Origin of the sequence: Tunturibacter empetritectus (assembly GCF_040358985.1) — a bacterium.
GTDB lineage: Bacteria > Acidobacteriota > Terriglobia > Terriglobales > Acidobacteriaceae > Edaphobacter > Edaphobacter empetritectus.
This window is the reverse complement of the sequence record NZ_CP132932.1, coordinates 54,270-72,491: the sequence shown is the minus strand read 5'-3', so window position 1 is coordinate 72,491 and position 18,222 is coordinate 54,270. Positions and strand designations below refer to the sequence as shown.

General features: G+C 53.8%; 15 protein-coding genes. 12 read left to right on the top strand and 3 right to left on the bottom strand.

The annotated features are described in order from the left end of the window. The first annotated feature begins 351 nt into the window (after positions 1-351). From RBB75_RS00255 to RBB75_RS00230, 6 genes are all read left to right on the top strand, one after another. Positions 352-1,965, top strand: a complete 1,614-nt coding sequence (locus tag RBB75_RS00255) for a ribulokinase (RefSeq protein WP_179638522.1) — start codon at positions 352-354, stop codon at positions 1,963-1,965. After that, a complete protein-coding gene (locus tag RBB75_RS00250; protein WP_179638521.1) occupies positions 1,962-3,689 on the top strand; it encodes a sodium:solute symporter family protein in 1,728 nt (575 codons plus the stop codon). Before RBB75_RS00255 ends, RBB75_RS00250 begins: the two co-directional genes overlap by 4 nt. A 31-nt stretch (positions 3,690-3,720) precedes the next feature. Next, a complete protein-coding gene (locus RBB75_RS00245; RefSeq protein WP_179638520.1) occupies positions 3,721-3,948 on the top strand; it encodes a hypothetical protein in 228 nt (75 codons plus the stop codon). Positions 3,949-3,976: 28 nt separating this feature from the next. After that, the gene (gene araD / locus RBB75_RS00240) at positions 3,977-4,705 is read left to right on the top strand and encodes an L-ribulose-5-phosphate 4-epimerase AraD (protein ID WP_179638519.1); all 729 of its coding nucleotides are present in this window, start codon (positions 3,977-3,979) and stop codon (positions 4,703-4,705) included. A 234-nt stretch (positions 4,706-4,939) separates the two neighbouring features. Continuing rightward, a complete protein-coding gene (gene araA, locus RBB75_RS00235) occupies positions 4,940-6,394 on the top strand; it encodes an L-arabinose isomerase (protein WP_179638518.1) in 1,455 nt (484 codons plus the stop codon). Positions 6,395-6,497: 103 nt separating this feature from the next. Further along, positions 6,498-7,598, top strand: a complete 1,101-nt coding sequence (locus RBB75_RS00230) for a LacI family DNA-binding transcriptional regulator (RefSeq protein WP_179638517.1) — start codon at positions 6,498-6,500, stop codon at positions 7,596-7,598. A 1,462-nt stretch (positions 7,599-9,060) separates the two neighbouring features. Here the strand turns inward: RBB75_RS00230 and RBB75_RS00225 are convergent. The 3 genes from RBB75_RS00225 to RBB75_RS00215 form a co-directional block, all read right to left on the bottom strand. After that, positions 9,061-10,971 (bottom strand): PDZ domain-containing protein, encoded by a 1,911-nt coding sequence (locus tag RBB75_RS00225; RefSeq protein WP_353069174.1) that lies wholly within the window; start codon positions 10,969-10,971, stop codon positions 9,061-9,063. Positions 10,972-11,061: 90 nt separating this feature from the next. Further along, positions 11,062-11,847: a LytR/AlgR family response regulator transcription factor gene (locus RBB75_RS00220; RefSeq protein WP_353069173.1), complete on the bottom strand. Its 786-nt coding sequence runs from the start codon at positions 11,845-11,847 to the stop codon at positions 11,062-11,064. Positions 11,848-12,004: 157 nt separating this feature from the next. After that, the gene (locus RBB75_RS00215) at positions 12,005-12,919 is read right to left on the bottom strand and encodes a sensor histidine kinase (protein WP_257030969.1); all 915 of its coding nucleotides are present in this window, start codon (positions 12,917-12,919) and stop codon (positions 12,005-12,007) included. 257 nt (positions 12,920-13,176) lie between these two features. Between RBB75_RS00215 and RBB75_RS00210 the strand changes: the two genes are divergently transcribed. The 6 genes from RBB75_RS00210 to RBB75_RS00185 all read left to right on the top strand — a co-directional run bounded on the left by RBB75_RS00210 (position 13,177) and on the right by RBB75_RS00185 (position 18,190). Continuing rightward, the gene (locus RBB75_RS00210) at positions 13,177-13,710 is read left to right on the top strand and encodes a nuclear transport factor 2 family protein (protein ID WP_179638513.1); all 534 of its coding nucleotides are present in this window, start codon (positions 13,177-13,179) and stop codon (positions 13,708-13,710) included. A 258-nt stretch (positions 13,711-13,968) separates the two neighbouring features. Then, positions 13,969-14,565, top strand: a complete 597-nt coding sequence (locus RBB75_RS00205) for a hypothetical protein (protein ID WP_179638512.1) — start codon at positions 13,969-13,971, stop codon at positions 14,563-14,565. A 72-nt stretch (positions 14,566-14,637) separates the two neighbouring features. Then, positions 14,638-15,066 carry a hypothetical protein gene (locus RBB75_RS00200; RefSeq protein ID WP_353069172.1) on the top strand — a complete coding sequence of 143 codons (429 nt, stop codon included), beginning with the start codon at positions 14,638-14,640 and terminating at the stop codon, positions 15,064-15,066. Between the two features lie 993 nt (positions 15,067-16,059). After that, positions 16,060-16,320, top strand: a complete 261-nt coding sequence (locus tag RBB75_RS00195) for a ferritin-like domain-containing protein (RefSeq protein WP_179638943.1) — start codon at positions 16,060-16,062, stop codon at positions 16,318-16,320. A gap of 119 nt (positions 16,321-16,439) precedes the next feature. After that, positions 16,440-17,228: a cytochrome P460 family protein gene (locus RBB75_RS00190; protein WP_179638510.1), complete on the top strand. Its 789-nt coding sequence runs from the start codon at positions 16,440-16,442 to the stop codon at positions 17,226-17,228. Between the two features lie 122 nt (positions 17,229-17,350). Beyond that, positions 17,351-18,190 carry a TonB-dependent receptor gene (locus RBB75_RS00185; protein WP_353069171.1) on the top strand — a complete coding sequence of 280 codons (840 nt, stop codon included), beginning with the start codon at positions 17,351-17,353 and terminating at the stop codon, positions 18,188-18,190. Positions 18,191-18,222 lie beyond the last annotated feature (32 nt).

Genomic DNA, 18,222 nt, shown 5'->3' with positions numbered 1-18,222 from the left:
TCTACCTACAACGCGGTTATGGCGCTAAGGCTAGATTGCAATGCCCGATACGTGGAGCGACTGAAGCAGACGCCCCTAACCATAGCTGCCGAGAACTCGAACCTACTCTTGACAGCCCTATATGTATACCCTACGATTTGTCCCAGTGAAAAGCTTTTCATGTTTCCGCATAAAAAAGTAGCTTACAGGAGTCGATTTGTAAAATTTCCGGTTGCTAAACAACATGTCTTCATCGTGTAAAAGTGCGCCTGTTGAACTCGGCCAGTCTCTGTGCCAACCACCCTCTTGAACTCGTAAAGTCGCTTTTGCCGAGAAACCTGGATTATGCATGAGCCATGGAGCAAACCATCGATGCGGATAGTTGCAGGAGTAGATTTTGGAACGCTAAGTACCCGCGTAACCCTGCTTGATAGCAAGACTGGTCGGCTAGGTACAGCATCTGCCGCATACCCTTTACATCGCAAGCGTGAGGATCCCGATTTCGCCACTCAGTCCCACAACGATCAGATGAACGCCTTGGTTCAAGCAATGCACAAGGTGCTTTTGCAGACCGGAATTAAGGGCAATAAGGTCGAGGCGCTCGCTCTGGACACAACAGGCTCAAGCGTCATTCCAGTAGATGCTGAGATGACGCCACTGGACGACTATTATCTGTGGTGCGATCATCGTGCTGTCAAAGAAGCGCAACAGATCACTAAACTGGCGCATGCACAGGGGCTTGAAGCGATTCAGTGGTGCGGTGGCGTGTACTCGCACGAGTGGGGCTTTGCAAAGTTACTCCATTGGCTGCGGAATAATCCTGAGAAGCGAGCGCTCCTTGCATCCGCTTTCGAGCATTGCGACATGGTTGCCGCCACTCTGTGCGGAATCACAAGTCCGCAGCAAGCAAAGCGCAGTGTATGCGCGCTGGGGCATAAATGGCTCTGGAACCCGAAGTGGGGCGGTTTTCCGCCGCAGGAATTTTTCACTGAAGTCGACCCATTGTTCGCAGGAATCCGCGAAAAGCTGGCAGGTGAGGTGCTCACCTCCGATCACTTGGCTGGGACCTTGTCTCCAACCTGGGCTGAGCGCCTCGGTTTGAACGCAGGCATTCCGATTCCAGTCGGAGCATTCGACGCGCATTGGGACGCAATCGGTGCAGGATGCCGCGAGGGAGACGTGGTCAACGTCGTTGGCACCTCCACTTGCATAATTGCAATGCAGGGCCGAACCCAGATCATCCCCGGTGTATGTGGTGTCGTACCTGGCAGCGTTCATCCAGCGTACACGGGGGTGGAGGCGGGCCTGTCCGCTGTGGGGGATATCTTCGAAGCGATCGCACGCAGGGCCGGCACCGACGTGCAAACTCTGTCCGAAGGACTTGAAGAGTACCGCGCCGGCCAGACCGGATTGATGCGGCTTTCCTGGGACAATGGCGATCGCACCGTGCTCATCAAATCAGAGCTTGGCGGTATCACGATCGGATGGAATCTTCTCCACACCGCGCAAGACGAGCTATTTGCCGCCATTGAAGGCACCGCCTTCCATACGCGCATCATTCTTGATCGACTCGCCGAGAACGGTGTTCCAATCAAACGAGTCATCAATGCCGGGGGCATCCCGCAAAACAACGCCACTCTCAATCAGGTCTACGCGGACGTGTTCAACAAGGAGGTGCTGGTTCCAGACGGCATCCCAACCAGTATCGGGTCGGGCATCTTCGCACAACTTGCCGCTGGCATCTTTCCAAGCATCGAGGAAGCACAGAATCACATGTGCCTGAAGCATAAATCCTACCTTCCGAACCCAAGCAACGTTGCGGTTTATGAGCAACTTTATCGTCTCTACCGCAGCGTCTACTTCGCGTTCGGCGATGACTCCGCGCCCGCTTCCAGGCTCGCCGAAGTACTCCCCAAACTCCGCGAATACGCATATATGTCACACTTAGAAAGTTTCAAGCTTCCGTCGGCTATCGAGAAACCATGACCGCCTTGGCCATCCTGCTCACTACGCAACTCACCCATCTCGCACCGATCGACATTCTGATACTCGTCCTTTATTTTGTGGTCGTACTTTTCATTGGCTTTTATGTGAAAGGGTCCACCAAGACCAGCGAGGATTTCTTTCTGGCCGGTCGCGAGATGACCGCCTGGATCGCCGGGCTCAGCTTCGTCTCGGCAAATCTCGGCTCCCTGGAGTTGATGGGTTGGGCGGGCGCAGCCTACCAATACGGAATGCTCGCAACCCACTGGTACTGGATCGGGGCCATTCCTGCGATGTTGTTTCTTGGCATCGTCATGATGCCCTTCTACTACATCTCTAAAACCCATTCCGTCCCTGGCTACCTGCAGCTTCGCTTCGGTGAGGGCGCGCGCGGAGTCAGCGCCGTCAGCTTCGCCTTCATGACCATCCTCATGTCGGGCGTCAATATGTATTCCATGGCTCTGGTCATGAAAGTAGTTCTCGGATGGAACATCAGCTTCTCCATCTGGGTCGGCGCAGTCACGGTTGCCATTTACGTCATGCTTGGCGGGCTGAGGTCGGCCATCATCAACGAGGTATTGCAATTCGTTCTCATATGGGCAGGAGCTGCGCTGATCCCGATTCTCGGCCTGTGGGAGGCGGGTGGATGGACCAAGCTCAAGGCACAGATTGCTTTGAACGTCGGATCGAGCGACTACACCCATCTCTGGACCACGCTCGGCTCCTTCAAAGACAATCCCATGGGCGTGCACTGGACGGGCATCGTCTTCGGCCTCGGCTTTGTCATCAGCTTCGGCTATTGGACGACTGATTTTCTCGTAGTACAGCGCGTCCTCAGCGCCAACAACCTCCGCGCCGCAAAGATGGCCCCGGTGATCGGCGCTGCCTTCAAGATGGCAGTCCCATTCATCGTCATCGTTCCCGGTCTTTTGGCGCTCGCAGTCCTCCGCGACCCGCATACCCATCAGATCATCCATCTTGTCGGAGAGAATCAAGTCGATGCAGCCCATCCTTACAGCTACAACGAAGTTCTCCCTCTCATGCTGATTCGATATTGCGGCCCCGGCCTTCTCGGCTTGGGCATTACAGCGCTGGTCGCCGGATTCATGAGCGGCATGGCCGGCAACGTCAGCGCGTTCTCCACCGTTTGGACCTACGACCTCTACGGTGCCTTCTTCAACAAGAAAGCAAGCGACGCACATTACGTCTCTATGGGCCGATGGTCGACCGTTGTTGGCATGATTGCATCGATCGGCACGGCCTATCTCGTGATGCACGCCGCTTCCATCATGGATTACGTCCAGGCGCTCTTCAGCTTCTTCATCGCGCCGCTCTTTGGCACCGTCATTCTTGGGATGCTCTGGAAACGCGCCACGAAAGCCGGCGGCTTCTGGGGGCTGCTTGCCGGCACCGTCTCCTCGATAGCAATGTGGCTTTACACCACATACGGCGGGCAGCAGGCTCTGGCTCGGATCGCATTGTCCGTGGACGCAAAGCCAATGGCAGAGAATCTCTACCGCGCCTTCTGGAGTTGGCTCATCTGCGTCGTTGTTACGGTCTCAGTCAGCCTGCTCACGCGTCCTGTTCCGGAAGCTCAGCTTGCTGGCCTGGTCTACGGCGCGACGACGATCCCCGACGACGGGGCAAGATCTCTTTGGCAAAAACCAATCTTCTGGGCAGCGATTGTGATCACGATCTTCTTCTTCTTAAACATAATTTTCTTCTAAAGTTCGAACACGACGTATCGGAGGTTTTCTCATGGCGGAAGGTACAGGACGTGGCGAGTCTCTCTCGATCTGGTTCTTCGTTGGAGGCCTTACTCTGCTCTACGGCATCATTCTTCTGCCGTATGGAGCGTATGAGTGGTTTAGTGGGCATGAGAGCTCCACTGTACTCAGCAACCTACATCCCACTTTCTGGTGGGGCCTGCTGCTGACACTCTTTGGTGGCTTTTACTCCATCCGCTTTCGCCCGGGAAAGGGATGAAGCTCGACGCGACAACTGGAGACAGGACATGCTACTCACACAACTACGCGAGGAAGTCCTCGAAGCAAACCTGGAACTGGTCCGTGGAGGACTGGTGCTCTACACCTTCGGCAACGCTTCGGGCGTCGATCGCGAGCAAGGCCTCGTCGTCATCAAACCCTCCGGTGTTGACTACGACAAACTCAAGCCCGAACACATGGTGGTAACCGATCTGGAGGGAAACATCATCGAAGGGAATTTGCGGCCCTCCTCCGATCTCAATACCCACACCCTGTTATATCGGGAGTTTGGCGAGATCGGAGCCGTCGTTCACACTCACTCTGAGTTTGCCACCAGCTTCGCGCAAGCCGGACTGCCCATCCCTGCATTTGGCACAACCCACGCCGACTACTTCCACGGGCCAGTTCCTGTCACGGCCCCGCTATCCGACGAAGCGATCGAGGGGCAGTACGTTCGCGAGACAGGTGCGGCGATAGTGGCACGATTTCGCGGAGGCGAAGACTGCGCCGCTATCGATCCGCTTGCGGTGCCTGCCTGCCTCGTCCATGGGCACGCTCCCTTTGTCTGGGGAAAGACGCCGCACGAAGCCGCCCACAACGCTGTCGTGCTCGAAGCGGTTGCGCGCATGGCGTATCGCACCCTTTCGCTCGAGGCGAACACGCAGGAGGTGTCACATACCCTGCTGGACAGGCATTACTTTCGCAAGCACGGCGCCAAAGCCACCTACGGACAGTCAAGGAAGGAGCACAACCTTTGAGCGATCAGGCCCTTTTTTCCAAACAGGCCGACAACCTGATCGCGTCTCCTTGGTATTGCCCCGAACTCGATCCTCTAACACGAATGTGGCCCGTAGCATCGAACGGACTAATTGAGTTGACGCATCTCACTCAAAGCCTATAACTTGTCAGGAAAGCTTTTCTGGAGAAATTTTTACTATTCCTTACTTTTGTAAAACTGAACGTCCCGAGCAGCGAATCCTGGAGAGAGATCTGTGAAAGTCTCAAAGCGTCTCAAAATCTGGCTTGTTACAGGCAGTCAACACCTTTATGGAAAAGAGGCGCTAATACATGTAGCGAACAACTCCAGGGAGATCGCCGGGTTTCTCAATTCCGAATCCGTCATTCCTTACGAGGTTGTTCACAAACCGGCGGTAACAACCGCTGAAGAAGTCAAAGCTCTCTGCCGGGAAGCAAACGCCGACGTAGCCTGTCTCGGTCTCATACTTTGGATGCATACCTTCTCGCCGGCAAAGATGTGGATCGCCGGCCTGATCGCGCTCAACAAGCCAATCCTGCATCTTCACACGCAGTTCTATCTAGCGTTGCCATGGTCTTCCATCGATATGGACTTCATGAATCTCCATCAGGCCGCGCATGGAGACCGCGAATTCGGCTTCATCACGGCAAGATTGAAATTGGCCCGCAAGGTAGTCGTAGGTTTTTGGCAAGATCCCGAGACCGTCCTCGAAGTCGCCGCCTGGACGAGAGCCGCTGCGGGCTGGCATGAATCGCAAAATCTAAAAGTCGCTCGCTTCGGGGACAATATGCGGGACGTCGCAGTCACCGAAGGGGACAAGGTCGCAGCTCAGGCCCAGCTGGGGTACAGCGTGAACGGCTACGGAGTCGCCGATCTCGTCGATCGGATTCAACAGAGTTCCGAGGCGGAGGTATCAAAGCTTGTAGACTCATACCGCGAAGACTACTCCATTGCCAAAGAGCACGATCGTCCGGACAGTCTGCGTGCAGCTGCAAGAATCGAGTTGGGCCTACGCGGTTTTCTCACCGAGGGCGGCTTCGGCGCGTTCACCGATACCTTCCAGGACCTCCATGGACTCGACCAACTGCCTGGCATCGCAGTCCAAAGACTCATGGCGGACGGATTTGGTTTCGCTGGAGAAGGGGATTGGAAGACAGCCGCGCTGGTCCGGACTATGAAAGTGATGGCGCTCGGCCTGCCCGGAGGCACCTCCTTCATGGAGGACTACACCTACGACTTCAGCGGCACGCCGAAGGTCTTGGGTTCGCACATGCTAGAGATCTGTCCTTCTATCGCAGCTGGGAGGCCATCGCTGGAGGTGCACCCCTTGGGAATCGGAGGCAAGGCCGATCCTGCTCGGCTCGTCTTTACGGCTCCCCCTGGCCCTGCTGTCGTCGCCTCTCTCGTTGATATGGGCGATCGTTTCCGAATGATCGTCAACGAGGTGGACGTGATCCAGCCTGAGCAGCCGCTTCCGAAGCTGCCCGTAGCACGCGCCGTATGGATGCCTAGGCCAAGTCTCAAAATTGCTGCTGCAGCCTGGATCTATGCGGGAGGAGCCCATCACACAAGCTTTAGTCAGGCCCTTACTCTCGAGCACCTTGAAGACTTTGCACAGATTGCAGCCATCGAGCTGATCATCATCGACTCGGAGACTCGCATACGAAACTTCCGCAGCCAACTCCGGTGAGCGATTTTTGAGTCTCTGACCTCCCAGGACTCCTAATGGAGCTTGTTTCTGGAAGACAAGGATCGTGGCGTAGAGTACTTAATGTAGACGGAGGCTTACTGACTTGGCCGGCTCCAAAAGCATCTCTCAGCTGAAAACACCCATCCCAGCATCCTCCAAAGGGACCAAACGGGGCATCCACGCAGTCGCGGAGCGTGCTGGCGTTTCTATCGCAACAGTTTCAAGGGTAATGAATGGCGTCACAAACGTCGATGCAAAGCTCGCGCGTAAAGTTTGGAAAGCCGTTTCTGAAATGGAATACGTTCCAAATCGCCACGCTCAAGCTTTAATCTCCGGCCGCACTCGTCTCATCGGCCTTCTTGTCCCCGATATCATGAATCCGTTTTTCCCCGAACTCATACATGGATTCGAACAGGCAGCGACCGCTCAGGGCTTTGGAATTCTCATTGGCTCCACTCACGATGTAGCTAGTGAGACCGAAGATTGGGCCCGACGCATGTTGGAGCACGGTGTTGAAGGACTGGCGCTGCTGACCTTCAAAGAAGAAGATCCTCATCTCTATGATCTTCTAAAGCAAACGCCGATGGTTCAAATCGAAGCTGGCAAAACACCAGACGGGCCCGAAGTAGTCGCAGTAGATTACGAAACCGGCATTCGCCAAGCGGTGCAGCACCTAGCCGCGCTCGGACATCGCGACATTGTCTTCGCTGCCGGATCGCTCGATAACTTCACTGCCGAACTTCGTCGAACCTGCTTTAGGAAAGCGATGCTCGAGATCGGAATTGTCGTTACCAACGCGATCTTCGACGAGGACCACACGCTTGAAGGCGGCATTGCTGCAGCGCATAAAATCCTTGGACGAAAGATCCTTCCCACCGCCATGATCTGCTCCAACGACCTCATGGCTATTGGAGCCCTTAAAATTCTGCACTCCAGAGGTCTCGACGTCCCAAAAGACATGTCCCTAATTGGTCTCGACGATATTCATCTTGCGGAGTTCACCTCGCCCCCGCTGACGACGGTTCGAATTCCTCGTACACAACTTGCCGAAGCATGTTTTGATCTACTCTTCCGAAAACTGAGGCCGTACGAAGACGCGCCTACGAGAAAAATTGTGTCTACATACCTCGTGATCCGCGAATCGACAGGATTCCCTCCTCATGCCTTACAGGCTGCTGCCGCCAAGGGTAAAGGACGATCATAAAGCCGCATATGCGCTATACGAGAGATCGTAGGGCTGAACAAAGGTCGCTTGAAGGGGCAATTGCCATGGTGCTCTTCTCCTGACCAGCAGCGAGCACGGCAACAACGGCTTCGTTGGTTCTGCGCTGTTCCAAACGCCACCACGTCGCACCCACTCAACGATATTCGCTCTATCGCCGTCAGGTAGCTTGTCTCCCTTCGGAGGCAGCTTTGCAACAACATGCATCTTTTCGATGAACGAGCAGATTCGTCAACGACGACACAGCATCGCTTGATGTAGCTCCGTTGGTAATATGATCTCTACACGTACAGGCATCGCTCTGATCACGAAACTCTATTGAGAACACCTAATTGTTTGTGGGTCACTTGCCTGCTGTACCACCCGTCTCGGGCCAGCTGCATCTTTTGCTTGATCAGGTCGCCCTTTTGCTATACTCGTCATCCGAGGCGCTGAGGTGCGGGCAACCGAATGAATCCCACTGGCCAAGAGAACGAACCGGAAACGAAACTCCTCGCTAGCAGCGTTGATCGCTGCGAGGGTAGTGCGAGTGCGATTACCTTCAGAAGGCTCATCGGCGAGGTAGCGTGCGATCTACCAAGAATGTAGTGAAGCTGTCGCGTGAGCCCGTAACCAGAAAAAAACACAACAGGAGGCGCCAGCCAATTCCATCGAACAAGATCGAGACCACGGACGGGGCACTTAGCTTACCGGCAGCGAGATAGTTGTCGCGGGGACGCAGCTTGCCGTTAAGAGTGTAAGCGCGATCAGCAGTGTAGGGATGAGGCCAGCTAAGCATCGGCGTGCATTCGATGCGAGGTGGAAGCATGCTGGAACCGCTTTCATTGGGCTTCTGTCGTATGAAGAACCCATTTGCCGCAAAGAAACGCGACAAGTGTGAGGATGAAATCACGAAATATCATTCGGTAGAGGCCCAAGGGGCAGGGTGGACCGGGCTCGTCGACGATGACGGCGGATTATACGTTTCAGACTCCTTGAGTAGCCTACTTCACCAGGGTGGAATTAGACCAGCGCGGGGCTGGAAAGACCTATACGGCGAACGACCCGAAGATCGTTGGGCCACGACGACTCTTGAACAGATGACCCGCGATGTGGAGGAGATCGTTAAGTTTCTACAAAAGACCTATAGTAAGAAGAAAATCGTTCAAGTAGGTCATGGGTTGTTGGCCGCGACATTTGACGATTGGTGCTACCCCTCTTTCGCTTGATCCACTAGCCGAGTCGAACCTGTCGAGTCTTGATGCATATTATTAGTCGATCCTTCGCCAGCTTAATTGTGCTTGGGTCGTGATGCTTTTCGTCGCTTTCCTCTAGAAGGCATAGGTCATCCGAAAATCAAATCCGAGTTGCAACTGAAACAACCCGAAGTGCTGTCTCGATAGCAAAGAGTCCCGTTTGAAAGGCTTTGGTGCGCAGGTTCCCGGTCCGACGTTCGTGTTGCTCATTATTTCCGGGCTGCCAGCAAGGGTGTAAGGCGATCAATCCTGTCAGGAATACGTTCCAGGTATGGGTACCGCAAACCTCCGTGGTAATCGACGACCGCGGTCTGCACCATGTTGTTCACCTCAAATGTCAATGAGAGCGTTGATGATTGCGCCAGGTTCACTGCGTGCTCTATCGTCTCGAAGGTGAACGGCTGTCCATTGACCGCCGTGATCCGGGAGCCAGGAGCGAGACCGGCAATGAATGCGGGCCCGTCCCAGACGACCGATCGCACTGTGCCGTCAGACCGTACCTGTAGACCAATCGAGTAGTCGAGGTTGCTGACACCTGACTCTGTCTCGTCCTGGCGAAACGTCTCTGTTGGTGAGTCCTTGTAGACCAAACGCCAGCCAGCTCTCGCGAGACCTGCCACAGCATCGTTGTCGTAGTGCGATTCCAGATGTCTGCGAAGTCTCGCTGCCCAGTCGTCCTTAATGATTGCATTCAAAGCGCTGCATACATCTTCAAACGTATAGGTGCTGATTTTTCCTACAGCACCATGGGTAGCAAAAAAGAGGTGCGCGAAATCATCGAGTGTTCGTTGGCCACCGCTTATCTCTTGCAGGCGCGCGTCCATATCAAGCCACAGCAGAACACCTTCTGGATAGTAGTCTTCCCGTCGTTGCCAGTCACGCCATGCGATAGGGTGTCCTGCCATGTAGAGCGGGTCGTTATTGCTATCTGCGAGCGTTTTCCAAGTGCGCCCTTTACGGTTCGCGACCAGGGCTGCATCCATGGCCAGTCGATCTAGAGTCTCCTGATAGGTGCGAAGTTCGGCACGGGCCGCGAGCACACGTCCCCAGAATTCTGTCTGCCCTTCATAGACCCAAAGCATGCTGTCGCGTACGGGGGTATTCAGGTTGGGTGACCAAAGATCGGCAGGCTGTCGAAAACGGCCATTCCAGGCATGCACATATTCGTGAACGACGAGATCACGGTTCATCAATTGATCCGGCAGATTGGTGAAGTAGTCGGCCGGCAGATTGTTCTCTCCTTCCTCGGTATGCTCGATGCCTCCGCCTGGAGAAAGCACGTCGCTAAGAGTAAGGATCGCGTCATAATGATGGAATGGTGCCGGACCGAAGACAAGTTTGGTCTGCGTGATCATGTCGTGGAGCTTCTTCACTTCGTCTTGCGTGACCGATATCTGGTTTGCCCGATCCGCGAGCACATCAAGCCTTACCGGCGCTCCGTCATTCTGACCTAACTCACGTTGCAGCCAATAGCGACCGGCGTAGACAGGTGCATCCACCAGATCATCCAGCGTTGTCGGAGCAAAGATGAATGTGTGGCTCTCTGTCTTTGCTACGTCCAATGAAGTGAACGGATGCATACCTTCAGGAAGTGTAAGTCGTGCGACAACCGGAAGATTCTTGAGGGAGTAGTTCGCCGGGTAGACCAGCAGGCGATGCCAGGGTACTTCGATCATCCCCGGACGTAGAAGGGCCGCAGAACGAAGTGCAAGAAACTCAAATTCGACTGAGATCGTCTTTGTTCCTGCTGGCACTTCGATATGGAACGCATGCGTTTGAATCGGGTCCCGGAGCCACTCGATCCTCTGATCGTTCGCATGAATTATGAGACCTGCCAGCTCTGCCACCGACGCCGTGGGAGCATGACTGCCCGGTTCCCACTCCGGGTAAAGCAACGTGAGCGGACCCCGCGTTTGGATCGTGATAATCTCACGCACTACGAAAATCTGGTGATTCATGTCGGTTGCAGTCACCGACAAATCGATCTGCCCTTGAAATGGTCGACCGGGAGGCAAAGACGCAGAGATGTGTGCAATCACATCGTGCTGGGCAATTGCCAATCGGAATTGTGCAAGTGCGAATAGTGATAGGAGAAACAGGGTTCTGGTCAGATAGGTCATTCGGAAGGTCATCTCAATTCAGCTATCAGCTGTGTCAAAAGCAGACGATTGTTTTTTTATCCCGCCAGACCCGGTTCGCACGTATGAGGGCTAAAGCTTTTGTCTAAATCGCTTCTCAATTGAGCTGCGATAGGTTCTGCTGACACGGGGACGGGAACCGTCTTTTAGGAGAACCTCGAATTCCCCATGTGAAAGGGACTCCAACTGGACGATATTTTCAATATTAACGATGAAAGAGCGATGTATCCGAAGAAAGAGACTTGGGTCGAGACTTTCCGTCAAATCAGTTAACGCGGCTCGATAAAGAAATTCTTTCCCGGAAGTGTGGAGGGTGACATAGACCCCCGCCGCTTCGATCCATTCTATGTCCTTCACACGCACGAATCTTGTGATTCCATCCGTCTTGACTGCCAGTCGGTCCAAATAACGCGGTTGGGTCGCTTGCATCGCGATCACCTGCGCAACGTTTTCGCCGAACTCCCGAAGATGGAGGTCATCCCTACGCCTCTTGACCCGCGTCAGCATCGCCTCGAACCGCTCATCGCTGAACGGCTTGAGGAGATAGTCCAATGCATTTGCTTCGAAGGCCCGAATGGCGTGCTGGTCATACGCAGTGACAAAAACTGTAAGGGGCATATTCTCCGGTCCAACTGCTTCAATCACCTTTAGGCCGTTCAGTTCAGGCATCTGCACGTCCAGAAGGACGAGGTTGGGTTCCTCGGTGAGGATCATTCGGACTGCCGTCTCGCCGTCGCCTGCTTCTTGCAGCGAACGCAATTCTGTATCTTGTTTCAACAGGTCGGAGATGCGCTGGCGTGCAGGAGCTTCGTCATCCACGACGAGTGCCCGGATGCCATCAGGTTGTAAGGCCGTCATCTGTCTCCTTTCGTTTGTGCAACGGAAATGAAATGGACACCTCTGTTCCGCCCTCACTTCTCCGCCTGACGTCGAATTGGCTCGTGTCGCCGGGGTACAATCCGGCGAATCGCTCTCGTGTCACCGAAAGACCCACGCCCTTATGAGTATCGAACGACTAGCCAGAGGGTAATCCCACGCCGTCGTCCAGCACTTGAATGAAGAGTCTCTTCTCGAAATGCCGCGCACGCAAAACAATGGACCCGCCCCGAGTCCTCTTCGAAATACCGTGCCGAATGGCATTTTCCACCAATGGCTGAATGAAAAGACTGGGAACCAAGGCGTCTCTTACGTCTGGCGCGATATTCGTCTCTATTTTCAACGCATCGCCAAAGCGGATCTTTTGTATGGCCAGATAGTGGTCAACAAACGCTAACTCTTCTGCAAGTGATATCTCGTGAACTCCTTGTGAGTTCAGCGAAAAGCGTAGCAAATCGCCGAGGTGTTCGATCATTTTTCTCGCAAGTTTGGGTTCACGTTCGACCTGTGAAGATACGGTGTTGAGTGCATTGAAGAGGAAATGTGGGTCTAACTGCATGCGCAAAGCGTTGAGGCGAGCTTCTGAAAAGTTCCTTTGCATTCGCTCCATCTGCAGTTCAACGGAGACATAGCGCTGGTGGTATAGGTAGGCTTCCCACACGCCAACGATGAGACTGTACACGAGCATGCTCCAGAACATCTCCCTGAGAGCTTCCGTAATGACTGTCGCACCGGACAACCTGGACCAGGCACCTACGCCTAGCAGAGCTTTCAAAACGGTCTCGACGTAGGAATACACTACCGTCACAAAGGGTCCTAAAACGAAGTGCGCGATGAGACGCGGCAGAATCCGTTGCGCTGAAAAAGGAAGGACATGGTCCAACGCCAAAATGGCTGGAACTAAGATTCCCCAGGACCACCATTGTGCTAACGCTGAAGTAAGGACCTTATGCAGATTGCTATTCTGTCCTAGCTGAGGCAAAGCAAAGATCACCGCAATAGCCGTCCAAAAGACAACTGAAACGGCCGTCCATCTGAGAGTGCTTTTCATCATTGCTTCTCTAATTCTGACAGAACACGTCGGCTGACGTGACCGTCTTCTGTGGTGGAGTGGTCATTAAAAGAACACAAGTTCTCGTTGTGCTTTGTTCCGCATCCCTTTCGTTCTATTTCTATACCGATCTGCAATCGCCAGCCGCTTCAGAACATATCGTCCATCTTCGGGGTGAATTTGCGTAGATTCACGTTAGACATCCGTGCTCTCACATACAAGTGTGACCTTTGCGGGCTTCGTCTTCAAGGAGAGAACACATGAAGCGTTTCACCAGCGGACTCGTTTTTGCTCTAGCAATTTTGATCGGCACCGCGAGCTTCGCTCAAACCGCACTACCTGCTGAGGGCAACAAGGTTGTCCCTGCCAATACCGCGTCGGATACTGTCGACGTTCAGCATGTGATCGACGCCTACCACGAAGCTGTTCTGAATCACGACGGATCTCGGCTAGCCAGTCTGTTCATTCCCCATGGCAGTATGTGGCTCAACGTTCTTTCTGATGAGGCTTACGCCCGTGCTAAAGCAAAGTCTCCCGATGCGCAGAAGATTCGTGTCGGAAGCTTCACGGATTTCGCAAAGATCGTATCAACCTCAAAAGCCAGCTTCAACCCGACGCATACACACCTTCAGCAAAACAGCGACGGGACGATTGCTTCGGTGTATTTTGACTTCATATTCCTGGTAGATGGCATAGAACAGAATCGCGGGAGTGAGACTTGGGTCTTGGTTAGAGGGAGCGACGGTTGGAGGATAGCCGCAATTACCTACTCGTCAAATCCACACAAGTCATAAGCGTCCGTGCCGATTGCCAGGTGTCTGGTCGTCGGCACCGGCGTCGCAGTTCCTGGGTGCAGATCTCCGTCGTTCTCCGGCGTTTGATTCGTTAGCCCACTCTGTAACGTTCCTCTCGGCACTGAGTAAGAGCGGCAGGATTAAAGAACAAAAAGGACAATGATGCATAGGTTTCAACTGGGTGTACTCATAGCTTCACTTTGCCTCTCTCTGCCTAACACCATCAGCGCAGCGGAGCTTGAGGTTGCGACAAGCCAAGTGATCCTGATGACATCAAGTCATTGGCATCCCGTCAGCGACAAGCCTGACCTGCAATATGTTATGAAGGAAGGATTCCCGGAAGGAATGATCGTTCTAAAATCGGGGGATCTCGCTCTCAACGAACTGTCCTTTCGTGATGGAACGATCGAGTTCGATATGAAGCCGCTGGCCGACGATATACCGGGCATACGCTTCAGGCAGCGAGATCATCAGAACGGCGAAGAGTTCTACGTACGTAGTCTTCCTGACTGCAGGGCCGAAAACGACTGCATTCAGTACAGCCCCGTAATCAATGGCTTTATGCTTTGGAACGTCTATCCCGAGTACCAGAAGCGGGCTCCTGTCTTCGCCGACGGCTGGAATCACGTGCGGCTTGTGGTTTCGGGAAAACGGATGAACGTCTTCATCAATGACTCAGTTCAACCTACGCTTGAGGTTGGTGAACTCCTTGGAGATACCCAGCAGGGTGGCTTGGAGCTGCACGGCCCAGCGGCCTTTGCCAATCTTGTGGTCACGCCGGGCAAAACAGACGGTCTGTCCCCAGTTCCGCTTAACGACAGCATCGCGGAAGATGCTGGAATTGTTCATGAGTGACAACTGGGGCCCGTGACGGCGTTGCACTATGGATCGGATCCCGTGTACGCGGAGAGGCCCCAAGATCCGAAGATGTGGAAGCCTATCCGCTCCGAACGATTTGGAGTCGTGAATCTCAATCGGCAGTACAGCGCTTCTAAGGAGCCGTCGTCCTTGACTTGGCTTAAAACCTATGTTGATTCTGACCGGGATCAGACGAAGAAAGTATCGTTGGGCTGGATCGGCCAGGTGTGGGTTTTTGCGAATGGGTCTTTGATAAACTCCGAGAAAAATTTCTATGATCCGGAATCCGAGCGGCAACGTCCTGATGGCCGACTCTCCTTGGAAAATAGCTCAATTCAAATTCCACTGCATCGCGGTCGCAACGAAATCACGATCGCTCTGTATAGCTCGATCCACGACGACGACAAACACTCTCGAACGCTCTACGGATGGGGCTTGGCTATGCGATGGGACGACATGCAGGGTCTCGCACTCCAGAGGCAGCCAGATAATCATTAGTGGCAAGCATGATGAGGAGCGGCGAGGTAGCCTTGCGTGTGAGGTGAAAGCATATGTCGGGTTGGCTAAGAAGCTGCGAGAGCGAGTCATAAGTAAGCGACGGAGGCACACCAGAACCGATTTAGGATTAGCCGGCGTATCCGCGATGGCCTAGACCAATCAAGTTGATTTGAGGGAAGGCATTTACTCCCCGACGCCCCGGATTAGGACACGACGTACATCATTCAGTCTGTAAGCAGCGCCTGGGTGCGGGAGCGGACTCGATGGGTATGACGACTACAAGCTGCAGAGTTATCAAAATGAAGTAGCGGCTTATTTCGCCTGCAACGGCCGTCTCTGGTCTGTGAGTAGAATTGGAGCCCAGAGGGATCGATCTGAGCCATCTGCCCTCCAATACTGAGCCGCCGCCGGTTCGTAAGTGCGTGGGTACCCAAGGCCATTCAGAAGGGTAAAGTCCATCGAATCCTTTCAATGAGCAAAAACGCCACAGGCGACGACTCCTCACCATCCAAAAGCCCTTGTCGGTGGTTTGCATCCTTCTGGTCTGATCATCAATTGTCCAGTGATTGCGCACCCCGAACTGCCGGCTCGTTGAGTTCCATAGCGGATATCCCGCAGTTGACGACTGCTATTCAGGCTGCGGGGTAGTCCTACTCTTCGTGTCATCGTTACGTCCTATATAACTATCGCCGGTCGTTAGGTGTGTCCCTATTTCCCCAAAAACGAAAGGAAAGCTCATGCCAGAGAGGCCTGAATTGATCGCTCCGCAACTTTCCATTGAATACGCCGTCCGACATCGATTCCAAATCGATATCTGAGATCGCCTCTGCTATGAATGCTTTCGGACACACTCGGCAAGATCGTCAGTCATCGCAAAGATCTGGTCCGTGTGATCGTCCAGCAAAAGATGGTAGTCGCGGAAATGAGGCCGCTCATGCCAATGAAAGCACTTCTCGCTGATGCCTTCGCGCTCTATGTGAAGACGAAGAACAGATCGGTGGAAATACCGTAAGATCAATCGGACAAATCGCTCGTCTACAAAGGGTCGCCGACAATGATGTTGACTTCGTCACCCCAGCCGACATGTTGAGCGAGCTTCATGAAGAAGAGAAAGCATTGGTCTTGCGAATGCGCGCTGTCCACACGCTCTGTGAGGAAGCGGGTGATATAGCTTCAGCCGGCCTTCTCGAGAACTGGATCGACCAGGTCCAACGGCGTGGGTGGTTTCTATTCGAAGCGACTCGCAGTGCGTAGCAATTCTCATAGGAACTGCACTGGCAGTTGTTTTGCTGGGTGCAGTTCCCGTGCTAATAGGTCGCGATTGCGTTATCCACACAAACGAAGAACCTGTAGAAAAATATAGGGGCAAGCCCATGTTCTATAAGGTGCCGGACGTCTCTGAAGACGCCGATCATAGATATTGTTGGTCCTCAACCGCCTGCATGAAGGATCAAACAGGCATTGAACAGGAGTCTTCCATGATCAATACAAGGCTGTTGAGGACCGTCACTCGTCTCCGTCTGGTAGGACTTGCGCTAGGTGTGCTTACAGTCCTGGCGGTCGTGACTACCACCACCGGAGGCTTGGCTAAGAATCAAGTACTCGCATCTCAATCGGAATCGACGATATCTATTCATTCTGCAGTCTTCGAAGAGGACGGAAGTCTTCACCTTCCTGACGGTTATAGACAATGGGAACACGTAGGAGCTCGAATCAAGCCTGATGGGCGCAGTGTTCTTGACGGCTCCCAGATCACGACCCCGCAAGTTATGGACACATACATCACCCCCGCCGCGTTCGATTCTTTCAAAAGGACCGGAGCCTGGCCGGACGGCACGCAGATCGTGAAAGAGATCAGCCTTATCAAGACTGGAAAGGACTGCGATAAGAGCACTTTTGTCTGTTTTACATCGTTTGGATCGGGCATCTTCCAAGCCAGCTATATCGGACTGGGAATGATGGTGAAAGACAGCAAACGCTTTCCATCTGCGCCAGGCAACTGGGGCTACTTTGCCTTTCGATCAAACGGCTCGATGTATCAAGCGGCTGCCACGATCCGGCCTCAGCAGCAATGCGCGTCTTGCCATATGAAGCTTGCCTCGAGTACAGACTACGTTTTTTCGAGCACGCACATCGGGCTATTGCCGTCCAACGCGCAATAACGACATTGGGACTTGATTAGTGCGTTTGCGAATACGACACTCTCAATCCTGGAGGTCATCGTGACGTCTCGAGTTCATACCGAGTTTTGCGCATCTCCCTCTGTATAACCAAGGAGGTCTCCGTGTTGAAGCGCCTGCTTGTATTGGTCTTCATAATTACAGTCAATGTGGGAACCGCATTCAGCCAAGCTGATGCTGGCGTTCTTTCTGGCATAGTGACGGATACAACGGGTGCGGCAATTGCCGAGGCGACGGTGACGGCCGTCAATGCCGGCACGAACGCTGCTCGCACCGTGAAGACGGCTCCCAATGGCACCTACCAGATGGAAAATCTCACTGCCTCCGTGTATGAGGTGTCTGTAACAGCAGATGGATTCGCGGTACTGAAAGCCGAGGTTGAAGTAACGGTGGGTGGCCATGCACCCCTCGATGCAAAACTTTCAGCCGTGGGTGTCACTCAGACAGTTGAGGTGGAGTCGCTGGGTGGATCTCAGGTAAATACGGATTCACTAGAAATCTCAGAGATCATCAGCCCGCAGCAGGTAAGCGAATTGCCGAGCCTGACTCGGAATGTGTACGACTTTGTCGCGATCTCCGGCAATATCTCAAACGGCGATGCGGCGCAGGGCCATGCGGAGAATTCAGCCAATCTCGGTGTCGGCTATTCGATTAATGGACAACGTTCGAGTGGCACCGAGATACTGCTGGACGGGATTGAGAACACGGAGTTGTTTGGTGATGTCGTAGGCATCCAGGTCCCGATCGACTCGATCGCCGAGGTACGCATGACGACAAGCAATTTTGAGCCTCAGTATGGTCGCGCGTCTGGCGGAGTTGTGAATGTAGTGACCACAAGCGGCACCAATAGGTTTCACGGTACGCTGACAGAATTCAACCGTCTCGCAGCGTATACGGCCAACAGTGTGACCGGTGATCTGAGTGGGCAACCTAAAGGTGGATAAACGCGAAACCAATTCGGCTTTTTTGCGAGCGG

Coding starts and splice junctions, on each gene's coding strand:
- RBB75_RS00255 (WP_179638522.1), top strand. CDS start 352: ATGCGGATAGTTGCAGGAGTAGATTTTGGAACGCTAAGTACCCGCGTA.
- RBB75_RS00250 (WP_179638521.1), top strand. CDS start 1,962: ATGACCGCCTTGGCCATCCTGCTCACTACGCAACTCACCCATCTCGCA.
- RBB75_RS00245 (WP_179638520.1), top strand. CDS start 3,721: ATGGCGGAAGGTACAGGACGTGGCGAGTCTCTCTCGATCTGGTTCTTC.
- araD (WP_179638519.1), top strand. CDS start 3,977: ATGCTACTCACACAACTACGCGAGGAAGTCCTCGAAGCAAACCTGGAA.
- RBB75_RS00225 (WP_353069174.1), bottom strand. CDS start 10,971: ATGACCTATCTGACCAGAACCCTGTTTCTCCTATCACTATTCGCACTT.
- RBB75_RS00220 (WP_353069173.1), bottom strand. CDS start 11,847: ATGACGGCCTTACAACCTGATGGCATCCGGGCACTCGTCGTGGATGAC.
- RBB75_RS00215 (WP_257030969.1), bottom strand. CDS start 12,919: ATGATGAAAAGCACTCTCAGATGGACGGCCGTTTCAGTTGTCTTTTGG.
- RBB75_RS00210 (WP_179638513.1), top strand. CDS start 13,177: ATGAAGCGTTTCACCAGCGGACTCGTTTTTGCTCTAGCAATTTTGATC.
- RBB75_RS00200 (WP_353069172.1), top strand. CDS start 14,638: ATGTGGAAGCCTATCCGCTCCGAACGATTTGGAGTCGTGAATCTCAAT.
- RBB75_RS00190 (WP_179638510.1), top strand. CDS start 16,440: ATGTTCTATAAGGTGCCGGACGTCTCTGAAGACGCCGATCATAGATAT.